Below are 16,204 nucleotides of genomic sequence, written 5' to 3' on the forward strand. Positions count from 1 at the left end.
TGTTTCTAGTGGAAGGTGAAATTAATAAATATAGCTCTCGTTTTCATAGATTCTATGTTTCCAGTCCAAGGACTGGACGTATTTTTATCTCTAATTAATTCGTCATTTATTCCAAATACACCTCTTATCGATGGTGAAAAAATAAAGTACTCAGAGAAAAGATCAATTCCTAAACCTAGTTCGTAGTTAGGAGTCCATGCTTTCACTCTAAAGCGACCGTCAACGTTGTCCTCTAATGATTTAGAATTACTAGACAAGTTTAGCGTTGCAGATAATCCGCCTAATGCATATGGACGAATATTTCCCGTTCTGAGTGAGGAAAATTTCAATATTAAAGGAAAGTGAATGTATGTGCTATTTACTTCTCTTAGGGCATCTGAACTTTTTGTGAAATTAGGGTTGTTTGGATAATTTAAATCTCTTTTAGTGTAATACAATCCGGGTTCAAATCGTAAATTAACGTATTCATGAAGTTTTAAATCGGCGACGATACCCACATTAAAGCCAGTAGTTTTTTTTACTAATATATCGGGTGTTACTTCTTTATAATCTATTTTAAAATCGTAAGAGTTGAATCCTAAATAGAAGCCATAATAAATTCTGCTTTTTTGAAAATTCTCTAAGTTGATTATTGGATCTTTACTAAAGATATTTTTTGATCTTTGGGCATAACCATTTAGAATACTGACAAAAAAAAGTAATACAAATAATTTTCTCATGTTATTTTTTAGAAGCTGAATAAATAGTAGCCACTCCAAAAGTTTGAGGCAATGCTACAACATCTATAAACCCAGTTTTTCTCAAAATATTGTTTAAAGCCTCGCCATAAGGAAAAGCTGCAGCTGATTCTGAAAGATATCCATAAGCAACATCATCTTTAGAAAATAATTTCCCTATTAACGGAAGAATATTTTTACTATAAAAATTGTAACCTTGCTTGAATGGAGTTTTATCTGGTACAGAAGTTTCTAATATTACAAAAACACCATTTGGCTTTAAGACTCTTAAGATTTCATTCAGACCTTTTTCTAAATTTTCAAAATTACGAACACCAAAAGCAACGGTTATCGCATCAAAATAATTATCTTCAAAAGGCATGTTTTCAGAGTCGGCCAAAATCATATCTATTGTACTAGAGAGATTTTTAGAAGCTATTTTTTTCTTACCTACATCAAGCATTCCTGCTGATATATCAAGACCAATTATTTTCTCCGCATTAGTCTGGGCCATTAAAATTGCTAAGTCACCGGTTCCAGTCGCGATATCCAATATTATCTTTGGATTTGAAGCGCTAACCATTTTCAGTACTTTTTTACGCCATTTTAAGTCAATTCCAAAAGAAATTACGCGATTCAAGTTGTCGTAATTACCAGAAATGGTATCAAACATTTGTGCAACTTGTTCTTTCTTGCCTAGGGCTGAATCTTTATACGGAGTTATTTTCTCAGACATCTTTTTTGTTTGTACAAATATAGAACAAACTTGATAAACATAAAATCAGTTTTCAAAATAGAATTAAGATTTATTAATTACAGTATTTAACAATTTTTATAAAAAAGCGAAGAAAATTTTATTTTGTTATAAATATCACTAAAAGTGGGTATTGTAACTGCAGTTTTTATTAATCACATTTGTCACATAGTTTAGCTATGATATTAATGATTAAAAAAGAGACGATGGGCCAAATCAAATGGATAGTTTTAGCGCTCCTTATCTCATTTGTCCTTGTAAGTGTTTTTGAAAGTGCCGCTTTTCAAAGCGGTATTGAATTGAATGCGCAAAATACGTTCTTAGGATTAAATTTGTTTTTGGAAATTTTAATTTTTTTCGTCTTTAGTACCTTCGTGGTATTTGGTATTAAAGGCTTTTTTGAGATGTACTCTCAAAAAACAGCAAATATTGTAACCTTCATTTCTGGAGCGTTATTAGTATTTGTGATTTTTATTTTATTTTATCAAATACTCTTTCAAGGCTAAGTCGTTTTTTTAAATCATTATGTAAAAAAAAAACATCCCGTTAAAAGGATGTTTTTTTGTTTTATTTTCTAACGAATGTTTGATAGGTGTACTCATAATTGTGAGAATCATCTTTTTCGTTGAACTCAGAATTTTCTAATCTCCATTCTTGTTCATCTATCTCAGGAAAAAATGCATCTGCTTCAAAGGTGCCGTGAACTCTTGTAAGTTCGATTTTATCGGAGTAAGAAATACCGATTGTATAAATTTCGCCACCGCCTATTATAAATGAATCCTCCTCTTTAGGGCATGCATCTAAAGCTTTTTGCATGGTGTCTACCACAATACAGTCCTCGGCTTTATAATCTTTTTGTCTTGTAATTATGACATGCTTTCTATTAGGCAATGGTTTTTGAAGACTTTCGTAAGTTTTACGACCCATTATAATATGATGTCCAGTTGTGAGTCTTCTAAACCTTTTATAATCGTTAGGCAAGTGCCATACTATTTTCCCATCTTTTCCCAACGCATTGTTTTCGGCTGCCGCCGCAATCATTGTAAACATAGTTATATACTATTATTAGTTTCTTCGCTTTCTATTTGTAACTGTAGTTGCTCAATTTTCTTTTTCTGCAAAGCTACTAAGCGGTCAATTTGTTCTCTTTCCCAATCTTTATTCATAAAACGGTCGGTTATGAAAATTTTTATAAAATGCAAAATAAATAAAAACAACCATGTCGCAATTATCCATTGATACCAATCAGAAATTACATTGCTGTTTAGAAATTGGTGTCCAAGAAATAATAATAAACTTCCCAAAACGAAAACAACAAAATGGAAATATAATCTCTTTTTTTGCTTTATCCTTCTTCTTGCATATTCATATTGTTCATGTACTTCTTTTTCCATCTGTAATATTTTATTTTATAAAGATAAAATTTATTTAAGCAAAATGCTGTTTTGCTTCTATAATATTTAAGTTCAGTGCGTTTTTAATTTCTAAAATATTATTTTTTAGAAATTATCACGTTTTAAAAAGGAAAAATTTTTAATAGTATTAGAAAAAAGCGTAGCTTATAATAATATTAATCTAAGATAGGTTATTGAAAGGATTTATTTTTAATACGAATAAATTAGATATGTTTACTTTAATTTTAAAGTTTTAGTACAAATTCGGCATATTACTATTGATAAAATCACTTTAAGTAAATCCAATAGGGAAAGACTTATTCGAGACCAATTTGCTGAAATTTAATTAAAAACTTTAAAATTATTTGGCTAAAGGATAAGCATTCAGTTATGGCTACGAAATTCATTAAAGACGTTTTTAAAAGTTACTAAACCGCAACACTGCCTTTAATTAATGGATGTGGGTCATAACCTTCGAGAGTGAAATCTTCAAAATCAAAATCGAAAATATTTTTTATCTCTGGATTTAAAATCATTTTGGGTAACGGTTTTGGATCACGAGACAATTGTAACTCTAGCTGTTCAAAATGATTGTTGTAAATGTGTGCATCGCCAAAAGTGTGAATGAAATCACCTGGTTTTAAGTCGCAAACTTGAGCAATCATCATCGTAAGCAAGGCATAAGATGCAATGTTGAAAGGAACGCCTAAGAAAATGTCGGCACTTCTTTGATATAATTGACAAGATAACTTACCATCAGAAACATAAAATTGAAAAAACGCATGACAAGGTGGTAAAGCTGCCTTATTATTCCCAACATTTTCATCAAAAGATTTTGTAGTATCTGGAAGAACAGAAGGATTCCACGCTGAAACAAGCATTCTTCTACTGTTAGGATTAGTCTTTAACTCTGTAATTAAATCGGAGATTTGATCTATTTCTTCACTATTCCAGTTGCGCCATTGGTGACCATAAACTGGGCCTAAGTCTCCATTAGCATCTGCCCAAGCATCCCAAATTTTAACCCCGTTTTCTTGAAGATATTTAATGTTAGTATCACCTTTTAGAAACCAAAGCAATTCATAGATTATAGATTTAAGATGCAATTTCTTAGTAGTAACCATTGGAAAACCTTCGCTTAAGTCAAAACGCATTTGGTAACCAAAAATACTTTTTGTTCCAGTTCCCGTTCGGTCTCCTTTTTGGCAACCATTATCCATTACATGCTTTACTAAATCTAAATATTGCTTCATTTTATGCTATATAAATGGTGGTAGAAATTATTATGAAATGTCTCTATTTCTTATTAGTAATAATTATTATTTTTTATTTCGAAGAAAATAAAATTAGGAGGCTTTATGAATTAGATGTATGAATTATCGCTTCGAAATCTCATCTCTAATTTTTGCTGCTTTCTCATAATCTTCGTGAGAAACTGCCTGATCTAGAAGTTCGTTTAGCTCCTGCAACGTATGTTTAGAATAGGTTTCTCCAGATTGATTACTTTCTTCTTCACGACCAAAAGTCTCTGGGTTAGAAAGTACATCATCTATTTCTTGAGAATCTTTGTTTCCGTCAGAAGGATTTGTTTTTAAATAAATTCCCGCTTTGTCTAATATGTTTTTATAGGTAAAAATAGGAGCGCTAAAACGCAACGCTAATGCAATTGCATCTGAAGTTCGTGCGTCAATTATTTCTTCTATCTTATCTCTTTCACAAATAATGCTCGAATAAAAAACACCGTCTACTAGTTTGTGAATGATAACTTGTTTTACAATAATGTCAAATCGTTCCGCAAAGTTTTTGAATAAATCATGTGTAAGTGGACGTGGTGGTTTGATTTCTTTTTCTAAAGCGATAGCAATAGATTGAGCTTCAAATGCGCCAATAACAATTGGTAATTTGCGCTCGCCATCAACCTCATTCAAGATTAATGCGTAAGCTCCATTTTGAGTTTGACTGTAAGAAATTCCTTTTATAGATAATTTAACTAAGCTCATAATTGTTATAGTGGTAGTAACGACATACTTTTATTAAATAATAAGCATAAAAAATGCTATCTAAAGGCAAAGATACAAATATCTTATTTTTAGATAGCATTAAAATTGTTTTATTCTGAGTGCTAGTTGTGTGCTTTGAAAGCTTTAAATTTCTCAATTAATTGAGGAACGATTTCAAATGCATCGCCAACGATTCCGTAGTCAGCCACTTTAAAGAAAGGAGCTTCTGGATCACTATTGATTACTACTTTTACTTTTGATGAGTTAATTCCAGCAATGTGCTGAATAGCACCTGAAATTCCAATAGCAATATATAAATTAGTAGCAACTGGCTTTCCTGTTTGCCCTACGTGTTCTCCGTGAGGTCTCCAACCTAAATCAGATACTGGTTTTGAACATGCAGTTGCAGCTCCTAGAACTGATGCTAATTCCTCAACCATTCCCCAGTTTTCAGGACCTTTAAGTCCACGTCCTGCAGAAACTACGATATCAGCGTCAGCAATTGATACTTTTCCTGAAACTTTTTCCACTGATTCCACTTTTACACCAAAATCATTTTCTCCAATTGTTGGATTAAAATCTTCTTCAGTTAAAGTAGATGGTGTTTCAAAAATACCATACGAGTTTTTAGCTAAGCCAAGAACTTTAATGTCTGTTGTAATTTCCGTAATATTAAAAGCTTTGTTTGAGAAAGCATTTCTTTTTACTTGAAAAGGTGAAGTTGAAACTGGTAAGCCAACAACGTTAGACGCGTAACCCGCTTCTAAAGCTACTGAAACAAGTGAAGATAAATATACACTATCTGTTGTAGAAGATAATAATACTAACTTAACATTCTCTTTCACTGCAGCTTGTTTGATTACATCAGCATAAGCTTTAGCTGTAAATCCAGATAGTTTATCATTGTTTACTTTTAAAACTTTATCAACTCCGTACTTTGATAATTCTGAAACATCTCCTGCGTTTACAGTAACTGCTGTTACAGTCGTTCCCAATGTTTCAGCTACTTTTTTTGCATAAGAGGCTAATTCGAAAGCTACTTTCTTGAATTTTCCTTCTGCATATTCTGCATAAATTAATATAGACATAATAATTTTAGATTTTAGGTCCTCACCCCAACCCATTTCCAAAGGAGAGGGGCTAAAGTTTGGAATGTTTTTTTATTTTTTTATTCCCCTCCTTCGGAGGGGCTAGTGAAGGATTATATCACTTTTGCTTCGTTGTGTAATAAATTGATTAACTCGTCTAAGTTGTCAGCAGCTATTAACTTAACTGCAGATCTCGGAGCTGGTTTTTCAAATTTCATTGCTTTCGTATTAACTGCAGCATCCACTGGCTCTACAATTGTAAGCGCCTTAGATCTTGCTGTCATAATTCCTCTCATGTTGGGGATACGCAAGTCTTTCTCTTCAACTAATCCTTTTTGACCGCCAATAATTAATGGCAATGTAGTGGCAACTGTTTCTTTTCCACCGTCAATTTCACGTACTGCTTTTACATTCGTTCCATCAACAGTTAAACTTGTACAAGAGTTTAGGAAGTTATATCCTAAAATTCCAGCTATCATTCCAGGAACCATTCCGCCATTATAATCTAAAGACTCTTTTCCTGCAATTACAATATCGTAACCACCATTTTTTATAACTTCAGCTAGTTGTTTTGCAACATAAAAACCATCAGCTGGATTTGCGTTTACACGAATTGCTTCGTTTGCGCCTATTGCTAATGCTTTTCTTAATGTAGGTTCTGTCTCTGGTCCACCAACATTTACAACAGTAACTGTTGCGCCTTGTTGTTCTTGAAACCAAATTGCACGTGTAAGACCAAATTCGTCATTTGGATTAATTACATATTGAACACCGTTTGTGTCAAATTCAGAATCACCATTGACAAAATTGATTTTTGAAGTAGTATCAGGAACGTGACTGATGCAAACTAATATTTTCATAAGTATATATTTAGTTATTCTTAATTTCTTTTACAAATTTAAAATATTAAATCGAATAATATACTATGCATGCATAATATTTTTTAGCAACTATTACGTTTTCGTAACCTGAAATATAGTATAATAACTTTTGACCGATCTTTTCGAATAAAATTCTTAAAGAACTACCTAGTAATTAGTTCTCGAATTAGAGGGCCGTGGCGCACTTTTTCGGCTAGAAAATTCAAAAAAGAAATAGTAGCGCAAGTCTTAAATTAATTTAGGGAATTTTATGCATTAAAGTGATTTAAAATAATTATTTTTGCTTTTCGAAAAATTTAGACACATACAACATAATAATATGAGAACGATACAATTTAGAGAGGCTATTTGCGAAGCGATGAGTGAGGAAATGCGTCACGATGAGTCCATATACTTGATGGGTGAAGAAGTTGCTGAATACAATGGTGCTTATAAAGCATCTAAGGGAATGCTAGCTGAATTTGGTGCAAAAAGAGTAATTGATACTCCTATTGCTGAGCTTGGTTTTACCGGTATTGCAGTAGGTTCAGCAATGAATGGTTGTCGTCCAATTGTGGAATACATGACTTTCAACTTCTGTTTAGTTGGAATTGACCAAATTATAAATAATGCTGCGAAAATGCGTCAGATGACTGGTGGACAATTTAATGTGCCAATCGTTTTTCGTGGACCAACTGCTTCAGCAGGACAATTAGGGGCAACACACTCTCAAGCTTTAGAAAATTGGTTTGCAAATACACCAGGTCTTAAAGTTGTAGTTCCTTCTACTGTTTATGACGCTAAAGGTTTATTAAAAGCAGCTATACGTGATAATGATCCTGTGATTTTCATGGAATCAGAACAAATGTATGGTGACAAAGGAGAAGTTCCAGATGGTGAGTATACAATTCCATTAGGAGTTGCTGATATTAAACGTGAAGGTACAGATGTAACAATTGTTTCTTTTGGAAAAATTATTAAAGAGGCTCATATCGCTGCTGAAGAATTAGCAAAAGAGGGAATTTCTTGTGAGATTATAGATTTAAGAACCGTACGTCCTATGGATTATGAAACGATTTTAACTTCAGTTAAAAAAACAAATCGTTTAGTAGTTCTTGAAGAAGCATGGCCTTTTGCAAGTGTTGCTTCAGAGATAACTTATATCGTACAAGAACGTGCATTTGATTTTCTTGATGCGCCTATTCAACGTATAACAACAGCAGATACTCCAGCGCCTTATTCTCCAGTTTTATTGAAAGAATGGTTGCCGAACTCTGAAGATGTTATAAAAGCAGTTAAAAAAGTAATGTATAAAAAATAATAGTTTTGATTTATTTGATTTTAGTTGAGATTTAACAATTGACATACTAAAATTCGAATAATCAAGTACTGCAATTAACTACCTTTGAAACTTCATCAATTATTTATTTGATGAAGTTTTTTTTTGAATGATTATGAAAAAGAATATTTTATTTCTCGTTGTTTTTTTACTTGTTTCTGCAACTGCTATTTTAGCGCAAACTAAAGTAAGCGGTACTGTTTTAGATAAAATGAATCAGCCCATTCCTTTTGCAAATGTGGTTTTTAAGAATTCTAGTACGGGAATCGTAGCTAACGAGGATGGTGCATTTTATCTTGAATCTCCACAAGCATATACTGTTTTAGTAATTTCATCAGTAGGTTATTCTGAAAAAGAAATTACACTGCAAAAAGCGATTAATTACAATATGAAGATTCAGTTAAGTGAAGCAGAAACTCTGAATGAAGTGGTAATTTTCACTGGAAAAACTTCAAAGAAAAACAATCCTGCTTTAGATATTCTTCGAAAAATTTGGGAGAAAAAACGAAAGAATGGTTTGTACTTATACAACCAGTACGAAATGGAAAAGTATGAAAAAATAGAATTTGATATGAATTCTATAGATAGTGCTTTTATGAAAAGTAAGCTTTTTAAAGGTATGGAGTTTATTTTCAACCAAATGGATACTTCAAAAGTTACTGGTAAAACCTATTTACCCATTTTTGTAAACGAAGCTTTATATGACGTTTATGGAGATATGAAAATGAAGAAGCTGAAAGAGAAATTAAAAGCGAGTAAAACATCTGGTTTTAATGGTAATCAGCAGATTTTAAATTTTGTAAAAGATTTATATTCTAACTATGATATCTACAATAACTATTTGACATTTTTTGATAAAAGTTTCACTAGTCCGTTGTCAAAAACTGGTATCGATGTTTATAATTATATATTAAGAGACAGTGCTTACATCGATGATAAATGGTGTTACAATATTGTTTTCTATCCAAGAAGAAAAAACGAATTGACCTTCAAAGGTGACTTTTGGGTAAACGATACGACATTTGCTATCAAAAAAATTAATATGGCCGTTACTAAAAGTGCCAATATTAACTGGGTAAAAGACATTTACTTAGAGCAAGAATTTGATGTTGTAAGTGACTCTGTGTTTTTATTGACGAAGGATTATTTAATGTCTGATTTCGCTTTAAATAAAAAAGAGAAATCAAAGGGTGTTTACGGAAAACGAACGACCTACTTTAGAGATCATAAATTCAATATAGAAAAGCCAGTCGCCTTTTATAAGGATGAGGTGAATTATATGGATGCAGACGTATATAATAAATCTAATGAGTATTGGGAAAAAAATCGTTTTGAGAATTTATCTAAGGATGAATTAGGCGTTTATAAAATGCTTGACACATTGCAAACAGTTAAAAAATTTAAGCAAATTTATAGCTCAGTCCAAGTGCTAGCTAGTGGATTTGTACAATTTGGTAATTTCGATTACGGACCCATATTCTCCACATTTGGTTACAATGAAGTAGAAGGTGCACGATTGCGTGTGGGTGGAAGAACTTATTTTGGTACAAATGATACCTGGAGAGTTCAAGGATATACGGCATATGGGTTTAAAGACGATAAATTCAAATACGGATTTTCGGGAAAATGGATGGTTGACAAGAAAAACAGAGTCATACTTTCTGGAGGTAATCGACGAGATATTGAGCAGATAGGCGCTAGTTTAACGACCACTTATGACATCTTAGGCCGAAGTGGCGCATCATCTTCGGTATTTGCTTCAGGAAACAACGGAAAACTAACTAACATCAATCTAAGTAATGTAGCCATTGAAATAGAACCAGTTAAAAATTTAACCTTTCAAACCGGATTTTCATATCGTACTTTAGAGTCTGCATCACCAACTTTTAGTCTTGATTATTTCACTGATGTTGCTAATGGAATTATTAAAAGTGATGTTAAACAGTCAGAGGCTAGTTTGCAAATTGAGTATACACCAAAGAGAAAAACGATTGGATTTGCTGTAGAAAGAGAGAACGTAGATAGTCCTTACAGCCGATTTTTTATTAATTATAGCCATGGATTCAAGGGATTACTCGATAGTGACTTTCAATACGATAAATTACAATTGTACTACAAGCAGCCTATTATTATCGGACCATTAGGTCGTTCTAATATTATTATGGAAGTTGGAAAAACTTTTGGAGCTGTTCCTTTAGGATTGATGAGTGTTATACCAGGCAATCAAACTTTTTTCAGCCTCGAAAATACCTTTAGCAATCTTAATTATTATGAATTTATCTCTGATGAATATGCGACTTTGCAATGGAATCACAATTTTGGAGGGCGTCTATTCTCTAGAATTCCATTCATGCGCAAATTAAATTGGAGAGAAATAATTGCTGTAAAAGGTGTTTACGGAACTATATCTGATGAAAACAGAGCTATAAATGCATCTGGATTATTATACAGTGCTCCGGATAAAGGATATTGGGAATACAGTGCGGGTATTGGAAATATTTTTAAATTATTCCGAATCGATTTTTCGTGGAGAGGTAATTATCTCAATACTCCCGACACAAATCGCTTTAGCGTCAAAGGTTCTTTCGGATTTAATTTTTAGCATCAATGAAGAGATTTTAATTTTATATATTCAAATACTAGATTAAGTGAGATTGCTTCATTCTTATACTAAAAGGATGAAGCATCGACTTTTCTTGCTAATAGAAAATTAGATTATGAAAGAAGCGTTCAATTATCTCTCAGGAAAAGAAAGCATCTTTAAAGAAATAATTGAGCAACATGGAATTCCTATTATTCCGCAAAGGCCTCAGGGATTTGAAACTCTTGTTTTATTAATCTTGGAACAACAAGTTTCTATTGACTCGGCTAGAGCTACATTCTTAAAAATTAAAAGTAGGTTCGAAAATCTAGTGCCAGAAGTTTTAGTGGCTGTTACTGACGAAGATTTTAGATCCTTTGGCGTAAGCCGTCAAAAAACTAGCTATATAAAAGCATTGGCGATTGCAATACTTGATAAACAAATTGATCTACAAAGTTTACCAAACAAAACAGCAAAACAGGTACGAGAAGAACTGATAAAGATAAAAGGTATAGGAAACTGGACCATAGATATTTATTTAATGTTTTGCCTTAAAGAGCCAGATTTACTCCCAATAGGTGATATTGCGGTAGTGAACACTATTAAAGAGTTGCTACATATTCACGATAAGAATGAGATGGAAATTCATTCATTGCAATGGAGTCCCTATCGTTCCTTTGCAACTTATCTCTTATGGCATCACTACTTAAAAAAGAGAAATAGAACAGTGGTTTTCTAATATGTTGAGTGTTAAAAATGATGCAATTTTGAGAGCTAATATTTTTATTGTAAAAAAGCGATAGATTCCTTACTTTTGCACCCATAATTATAGAAAAGAAAAACGAAAATGACTGCAGACAAATTAACAACTTTCGATGTTTTAATCGAAATACCAAGAGGAAGTAGAAATAAATACGAATATGATTTCGAAATAAAAAGAATGCGTTTTGATAGAATGTTGTTCTCTTCAATGATGTATCCAGCTGATTACGGTTTCATTCCTGAGACTTTAGCTTTGGACGGAGATCCATTAGATGTATTAGTTTTAGTAAATGAACCAACTTTTCCTGGATGCGTAATGGAAGTGAAGCCAATTGGTGTTTTCCACATGGCAGATGATAAAGGACCGGATGAAAAAGTAATTTGCGTTCCTGTTTCAGATCCAATTTGGAATTCATTGAATGATTTATCTGATATGAATCCGCATTTATTAAAAGAAATTGAGCACTTTTTCCAAGTGTACAAAGATCTTGAAAATAAAAGTGTAGATGTAGGTGGTTGGGGAGATGTTAAAGAGGCATATTCTATTATTAAAGAATGTACAGACCGTTTTGACCAAATTGAAAACAAGCCAAAAGGATTATTTAGCATCAAATAATTAATCTCATAACTTTATAAAAAAAGCAATACTCCGTTAAGAGTATTGCTTTTTTGTTTATTTTCGTTACGTTACAGTATTGAATTTAACCAAAAACCAAACCAAAGTTATGAATACAATAATGATCTACCTGCCAATTGCTATGGCTTTTATTGGACTGGCATTTATGTTTGCCAAAAGGAAATGGGTTTTAAAACAAGATCCTGGAGATGGTAAGATGAAAGAAATTTCAGATTACATATACGAAGGAGCATTAGCTTTTCTTAAAGCTGAATATCGATTGTTAACCTTTTTTGTTATAGGTGCAAGTGCAGTTTTAGCGGGAATTTCCTTTATTGTTCCTACGACTCATATCTTAATCGTTGTTGCTTTTATTTTTGGAGCCTTCTTCTCAGCATTAGCTGGTAATATGGGAATGAAAATAGCAACAAAAACAAATGTTAGAACAACCCAAGCAGCTAGAACAAGTTTACCGCAGGCTTTAAAAGTTTCTTTTGGTGGTGGAACGGTAATGGGCTTAGGCGTTGCCGGTTTAGCAGTTTTAGGACTAACAACTTTCTTTATTTTCTTCTTCCACTTTTTTATGAATGGCGTTTGGACTTCTACTCAAGATATGACAATCGTTTTAGAAACTTTAGCAGGATTTTCTCTTGGTGCTGAATCTATTGCCCTGTTTGCAAGAGTTGGAGGTGGTATTTACACTAAAGCTGCCGATGTTGGTGCTGATTTAGTAGGTAAAGTAGAAGCTGGAATTCCTGAAGATGATCCTAGAAATCCTGCAACAATTGCAGATAACGTAGGAGATAACGTAGGAGATGTAGCTGGAATGGGTGCTGATTTATTTGGTTCTTACGTAGCAACTGTTTTAGCAGCAATGGTTCTAGGAAATTATGTTATAAAAGACATGGGCGGAAATATCCAAGATGCTTTTGGCGGTATCGGACCTATTTTATTACCAATGGCGATAGCAGGTTTCGGAATTCTATTTTCTATCATTGGAACTATGTTGGTGAAAATATCAGATGATAATGCTAAAGAAGCACAGGTTCAAAAAGCATTGAATATAGGAAACTGGGTTTCTATTGCATTGACAGCAATTTCTTGTTATGTATTAGTAAAATACATGTTGCCTGAAACTATGAAAATGGATTTCTTCGGGGAAGGAACTAAAGAGATATCATCAATGCGCGTTTTTTACGCAACAATAGTTGGATTAGTAGTTGGCGCTGTTATTTCATCCGTTACTGAATATTACACAGGATTAGGAACAAAACCAGTAATGGCTATTGTGCAAAAATCGTCGACTGGTGCCGGAACTAACGTAATTGCTGGATTGGCGACTGGAATGATCTCAACATTTCCAACTGTTTTATTATTTGCAGCTGCGATTTGGACGTCATACGCTTGTGCAGGATTTTATGGTGTAGCATTAGCTGCGTCAGCAATGATGGCAACAACTGCTATGCAATTGGCAATTGATGCTTTCGGACCTATATCAGATAATGCTGGTGGAATTGCAGAGATGAGCGAATTACCGAAAGAAGTTCGTACTAGAACTGATATTCTAGATTCTGTTGGAAACACAACAGCTGCGACTGGAAAAGGATTTGCAATTGCTTCGGCGGCATTAACTTCACTAGCTTTATTTGCAGCCTATGTTACATTTACAGGAATCGACGGAATTAATATATTTAAAGCGCCAGTTTTAGCAATGTTATTTGTAGGTGGAATGATACCTGTTGTTTTCTCGGCATTAGCAATGAATTCTGTTGGAAAAGCAGCGATGGATATGGTTTATGAAGTACGTCGTCAGTTTAGAGAGATTCCTGGAATTATGGAAGGAACTGGCAAACCAGAATATGCAAAATGTGTGGATATTTCTACTAAAGCGGCATTGCGTGAAATGATGTTACCAGGCGTTCTAACTATTGGTTTTCCAATCGCAATTGTTCTCCTTGGTAAAATAGTTTACGCAGACAACAATCAATTAATCGCTGAAATGTTAGGGGGATATATGGCTGGAGTAACTGTTTCTGGAGTACTTTGGGCTGTGTTCCAAAATAATGCAGGTGGTGCTTGGGATAATGCTAAGAAATCTTTTGAAGCTGGAGTTATGATTAATGGAGAAATGACTTTTAAAGGTTCTGATGCACACAAAGCTGCAGTAACTGGTGACACTGTTGGAGATCCATTTAAAGATACTTCTGGGCCATCAATGAATATCTTGATTAAACTAACTTGTTTAATAGGTTTAGTTATCGCTCCAATATTAGGTGACGGAAGTGAAGCCGTTGTGAAAAGAGTGCAGCAAACTGAAATAAGTTCTAAAGAAGTAGCTATCGAAAAATCTAATATTGATGGAAAAGTGACAGCAACAGTTACCACTACAATTAACGGTAAACAAGATATTCAAAATTTTGAAGGGACAGATGCTGAAGTTCAAGCAAAAATTGATGCTTTGAGATAAAGTAGTAGTAACTTTTGACAAACTCCCAAATAACCTTTGTCAAAGTTATAAACTTTGACAAAGGTTTAAATTAAAATGCCTCACTTTAGGAATTAAGAGTGAGGCATTTTTTATATTTACTAGTGCTAAATAATTATATTTCTTCTCCCTCTCCTTCGGAGAGGGCCGGGGAGAGGATTTTAAAACAATCCGTTTATCTCTGCGTCAATTCTATTAATAATGTTTCCTAAATCTTCTTGACTGTCAACAAAATTGATGTTGTCTACGTCTATAATTAGTAGTTTTCCTTTATCATATGTTTGAATCCAACCTTCATAACGTTCGTTTAAACGGCTTAAATAATCAATTGAAATTGAGTTTTCATACTCTCGTCCTCTTTTATGGATTTGTCCCACTAGATTAGGAATAGAACTTCTTAAATAAATCAATAAATCAGGAGCTTTAACAGTTGATTCCATTAATTCAAAAAGTGATGAGTAATTTTGAAAATCGCGATTGGTCATCAAGCCCATAGCGTAAAGGTTAGGAGCAAAAATATGTGCGTCCTCGTAAATAGTTCGATCTTGAATAATCTTTTTACCACTTTCACGTATTTGCATCACCTGACGAAAACGACTGTTCAAAAAGTAAATCTGTAAATTAAATGACCAACGTTCCATTTGGTGATAAAAATCATCCAAGTAAGGATTGTCAACAACATCTTCAAAATGTGGTTCCCATTTAAAATGTTTTGCTAATAAACGAGTTAATGTTGTTTTTCCAGAACCTATATTTCCTGCTATCGCTATGTGCATTATGGTATTATGATTTTATAATTTGTAATTCCTTCTGATGTAAAAATAGATAAAATTTGGTCCTTGTAATAGAATTTTTCAAAGGATTTTTGCGAAATCTTTATTTCATAACTTTTATTCTTTTCTAAATCTTTAAGAATCAAAATCCCTAACTCAGAATAGATAAACTGACTTTTACTAATAATTTGAATTTGATCAAATTGAGTAACATTTACTCTAAAATTTACAGTGCCAAATATATCTGAAGTGTACCAATTATTTTTTGAGTCGATCCAAGAAAAGAAATTAAAATCTGAAGTATATCGCTTTATCGTTTCAGAAAATGGAACGCTAATCGTTTTATATTCGTTCTTTAAATAATCGTATAATCCTAATTGTTGATTCATGCTATTGTAAAGCCACAAATTGTTTTGTGAAGATAAACCAATGGCAGTTGTAACTATTGGAATAGAAAATTCAGAAAAATTTATTTTCTGAATTTCGTTGAGTTGATTGTCAAGTATGATTGCCGTATTGAAATCACTGTAAAATAATATAATTTTAAGCGGATTTTGTAGATCAACTTTAGTGATTTTACCAAGAGAAACATTCTTGTATTCCAAGTTGGTATTCGTACCAACTTTAGAAAAAACATTATTTGTAATACTATAATAAAATCCGAAGGCATCGTATTCAAGGAATTCATCGCCTTCAAATTTAAAACTGTTAATTTCTGTAGCTGTCAAATTTATATTTTGACTTGAAACTACTGAAAAAGAGGTAATAAGGAGTAGGAGTAACAATTTTTTCATAAAAGCGAATTTACAATTAAACCTTAGAGAATAAGGATTGTC

16 protein-coding genes are annotated in these 16,204 nt (G+C 32.9%); 6 read left to right on the forward strand and 10 right to left on the reverse strand.

The window, feature by feature from the left end; all coding sequences use genetic code 11:
• Positions 1-5 precede the first annotated feature (5 nt).
• Complete coding sequence (porT, locus tag BC961_RS06405; protein WP_121925017.1) at positions 6-719, reverse strand: type IX secretion/gliding motility protein PorT/SprT; 714 nt, start codon at positions 717-719, stop codon at positions 6-8.
• A 1-nt stretch (position 720) separates the two neighbouring features.
• Entirely contained in the window at positions 721-1,452 is a 732-nt protein-coding gene (gene ubiE / locus BC961_RS06410) for a bifunctional demethylmenaquinone methyltransferase/2-methoxy-6-polyprenyl-1,4-benzoquinol methylase UbiE (protein WP_121925018.1), read from the reverse strand.
• A gap of 206 nt (positions 1,453-1,658) precedes the next feature.
• Between ubiE and BC961_RS06415 the strand changes: the two genes are divergently transcribed.
• The gene (locus BC961_RS06415; protein ID WP_245980834.1) at positions 1,659-1,976 is read left to right on the forward strand and encodes a hypothetical protein; all 318 of its coding nucleotides are present in this window, start codon (positions 1,659-1,661) and stop codon (positions 1,974-1,976) included.
• 61 nt (positions 1,977-2,037) lie between these two features.
• Here BC961_RS06415 and BC961_RS06420 read toward each other — a convergent pair whose 3' ends face one another.
• The 6 genes from BC961_RS06420 to BC961_RS06445 all read right to left on the reverse strand — a co-directional run bounded on the left by BC961_RS06420 (position 2,038) and on the right by BC961_RS06445 (position 6,812).
• Entirely contained in the window at positions 2,038-2,520 is a 483-nt protein-coding gene (locus BC961_RS06420) for a dihydrofolate reductase (RefSeq protein WP_121925019.1), read from the reverse strand.
• A gap of 2 nt (positions 2,521-2,522) precedes the next feature.
• Positions 2,523-2,864, reverse strand: coding sequence for a 2TM domain-containing protein (locus tag BC961_RS06425; RefSeq protein ID WP_121925020.1), 342 nt, complete (start codon positions 2,862-2,864; stop codon positions 2,523-2,525).
• A gap of 428 nt (positions 2,865-3,292) precedes the next feature.
• Positions 3,293-4,117 carry a thymidylate synthase gene (locus BC961_RS06430; protein WP_121925021.1) on the reverse strand — a complete coding sequence of 275 codons (825 nt, stop codon included), beginning with the start codon at positions 4,115-4,117 and terminating at the stop codon, positions 3,293-3,295.
• Positions 4,118-4,240: 123 nt separating this feature from the next.
• Positions 4,241-4,864 (reverse strand): bifunctional nuclease family protein, encoded by a 624-nt coding sequence (locus tag BC961_RS06435; RefSeq protein ID WP_121925022.1) that lies wholly within the window; start codon positions 4,862-4,864, stop codon positions 4,241-4,243.
• A 122-nt stretch (positions 4,865-4,986) separates the two neighbouring features.
• Positions 4,987-5,952 (reverse strand): electron transfer flavoprotein subunit alpha/FixB family protein, encoded by a 966-nt coding sequence (locus BC961_RS06440; protein ID WP_121925113.1) that lies wholly within the window; start codon positions 5,950-5,952, stop codon positions 4,987-4,989.
• Between the two features lie 113 nt (positions 5,953-6,065).
• A complete protein-coding gene (locus BC961_RS06445) occupies positions 6,066-6,812 on the reverse strand; it encodes an electron transfer flavoprotein subunit beta/FixA family protein (RefSeq protein WP_121925023.1) in 747 nt (248 codons plus the stop codon).
• Between the two features lie 340 nt (positions 6,813-7,152).
• On the opposite strand from BC961_RS06445, the gene BC961_RS06450 reads away from it, so the two are divergent.
• The 5 genes from BC961_RS06450 to BC961_RS06470 all read left to right on the forward strand — a co-directional run bounded on the left by BC961_RS06450 (position 7,153) and on the right by BC961_RS06470 (position 14,577).
• Positions 7,153-8,133 carry a pyruvate dehydrogenase complex E1 component subunit beta gene (locus tag BC961_RS06450; protein ID WP_121925024.1) on the forward strand — a complete coding sequence of 327 codons (981 nt, stop codon included), beginning with the start codon at positions 7,153-7,155 and terminating at the stop codon, positions 8,131-8,133.
• 133 nt (positions 8,134-8,266) lie between these two features.
• Complete coding sequence (locus tag BC961_RS06455) at positions 8,267-10,753, forward strand: DUF5686 and carboxypeptidase-like regulatory domain-containing protein (RefSeq protein WP_121925025.1); 2,487 nt, start codon at positions 8,267-8,269, stop codon at positions 10,751-10,753.
• Positions 10,754-10,868: 115 nt separating this feature from the next.
• Positions 10,869-11,471, forward strand: coding sequence for a DNA-3-methyladenine glycosylase family protein (locus BC961_RS06460; protein ID WP_121925026.1), 603 nt, complete (start codon positions 10,869-10,871; stop codon positions 11,469-11,471).
• A 108-nt stretch (positions 11,472-11,579) separates the two neighbouring features.
• Entirely contained in the window at positions 11,580-12,110 is a 531-nt protein-coding gene (locus tag BC961_RS06465; protein WP_121925027.1) for an inorganic diphosphatase, read from the forward strand.
• A gap of 109 nt (positions 12,111-12,219) precedes the next feature.
• Positions 12,220-14,577: a sodium-translocating pyrophosphatase gene (locus BC961_RS06470; protein ID WP_121925114.1), complete on the forward strand. Its 2,358-nt coding sequence runs from the start codon at positions 12,220-12,222 to the stop codon at positions 14,575-14,577.
• A 179-nt stretch (positions 14,578-14,756) separates the two neighbouring features.
• Here BC961_RS06470 and BC961_RS06475 read toward each other — a convergent pair whose 3' ends face one another.
• Entirely contained in the window at positions 14,757-15,371 is a 615-nt protein-coding gene (locus tag BC961_RS06475; RefSeq protein WP_121925028.1) for a deoxynucleoside kinase, read from the reverse strand.
• Positions 15,371-16,162, reverse strand: a complete 792-nt coding sequence (locus tag BC961_RS06480; protein ID WP_121925029.1) for a hypothetical protein — start codon at positions 16,160-16,162, stop codon at positions 15,371-15,373. The genes BC961_RS06475 and BC961_RS06480 overlap by 1 nt, the downstream gene beginning before the upstream one ends.
• Between the last annotated feature and the right edge of the window lie 42 nt (positions 16,163-16,204).

This window comes from Flavobacterium weaverense, assembly GCF_003688495.1.
Lineage (GTDB): Bacteria > Bacteroidota > Bacteroidia > Flavobacteriales > Flavobacteriaceae > Flavobacterium > Flavobacterium weaverense.

Bases quoted from the DNA above. Each gene is read 5' to 3' on its own strand.
- BC961_RS06445 (WP_121925023.1), bottom strand. From the start codon at position 6,812: ATGAAAATATTAGTTTGCATCAGTCACGTTCCTGATACTACTTCAAAA.
- BC961_RS06420 (WP_121925019.1), bottom strand. From the start codon at position 2,520: ATGTTTACAATGATTGCGGCGGCAGCCGAAAACAATGCGTTGGGAAAA.
- ubiE (WP_121925018.1), bottom strand. From the start codon at position 1,452: ATGTCTGAGAAAATAACTCCGTATAAAGATTCAGCCCTAGGCAAGAAA.
- BC961_RS06415 (WP_245980834.1), top strand. From the start codon at position 1,659: ATGATTAAAAAAGAGACGATGGGCCAAATCAAATGGATAGTTTTAGCG.
- BC961_RS06455 (WP_121925025.1), top strand. From the start codon at position 8,267: ATGAAAAAGAATATTTTATTTCTCGTTGTTTTTTTACTTGTTTCTGCA.
- BC961_RS06430 (WP_121925021.1), bottom strand. From the start codon at position 4,117: ATGAAGCAATATTTAGATTTAGTAAAGCATGTAATGGATAATGGTTGC.
- BC961_RS06450 (WP_121925024.1), top strand. From the start codon at position 7,153: ATGAGAACGATACAATTTAGAGAGGCTATTTGCGAAGCGATGAGTGAG.
- BC961_RS06425 (WP_121925020.1), bottom strand. From the start codon at position 2,864: ATGGAAAAAGAAGTACATGAACAATATGAATATGCAAGAAGAAGGATA.
- porT (WP_121925017.1), bottom strand. From the start codon at position 719: ATGAGAAAATTATTTGTATTACTTTTTTTTGTCAGTATTCTAAATGGT.
- BC961_RS06435 (WP_121925022.1), bottom strand. From the start codon at position 4,864: ATGAGCTTAGTTAAATTATCTATAAAAGGAATTTCTTACAGTCAAACT.
- BC961_RS06460 (WP_121925026.1), top strand. From the start codon at position 10,869: ATGAAAGAAGCGTTCAATTATCTCTCAGGAAAAGAAAGCATCTTTAAA.
- BC961_RS06475 (WP_121925028.1), bottom strand. From the start codon at position 15,371: ATGCACATAGCGATAGCAGGAAATATAGGTTCTGGAAAAACAACATTA.
- BC961_RS06465 (WP_121925027.1), top strand. From the start codon at position 11,580: ATGACTGCAGACAAATTAACAACTTTCGATGTTTTAATCGAAATACCA.
- BC961_RS06480 (WP_121925029.1), bottom strand. From the start codon at position 16,162: ATGAAAAAATTGTTACTCCTACTCCTTATTACCTCTTTTTCAGTAGTT.
- BC961_RS06470 (WP_121925114.1), top strand. From the start codon at position 12,220: ATGAATACAATAATGATCTACCTGCCAATTGCTATGGCTTTTATTGGA.
- BC961_RS06440 (WP_121925113.1), bottom strand. From the start codon at position 5,952: ATGTCTATATTAATTTATGCAGAATATGCAGAAGGAAAATTCAAGAAA.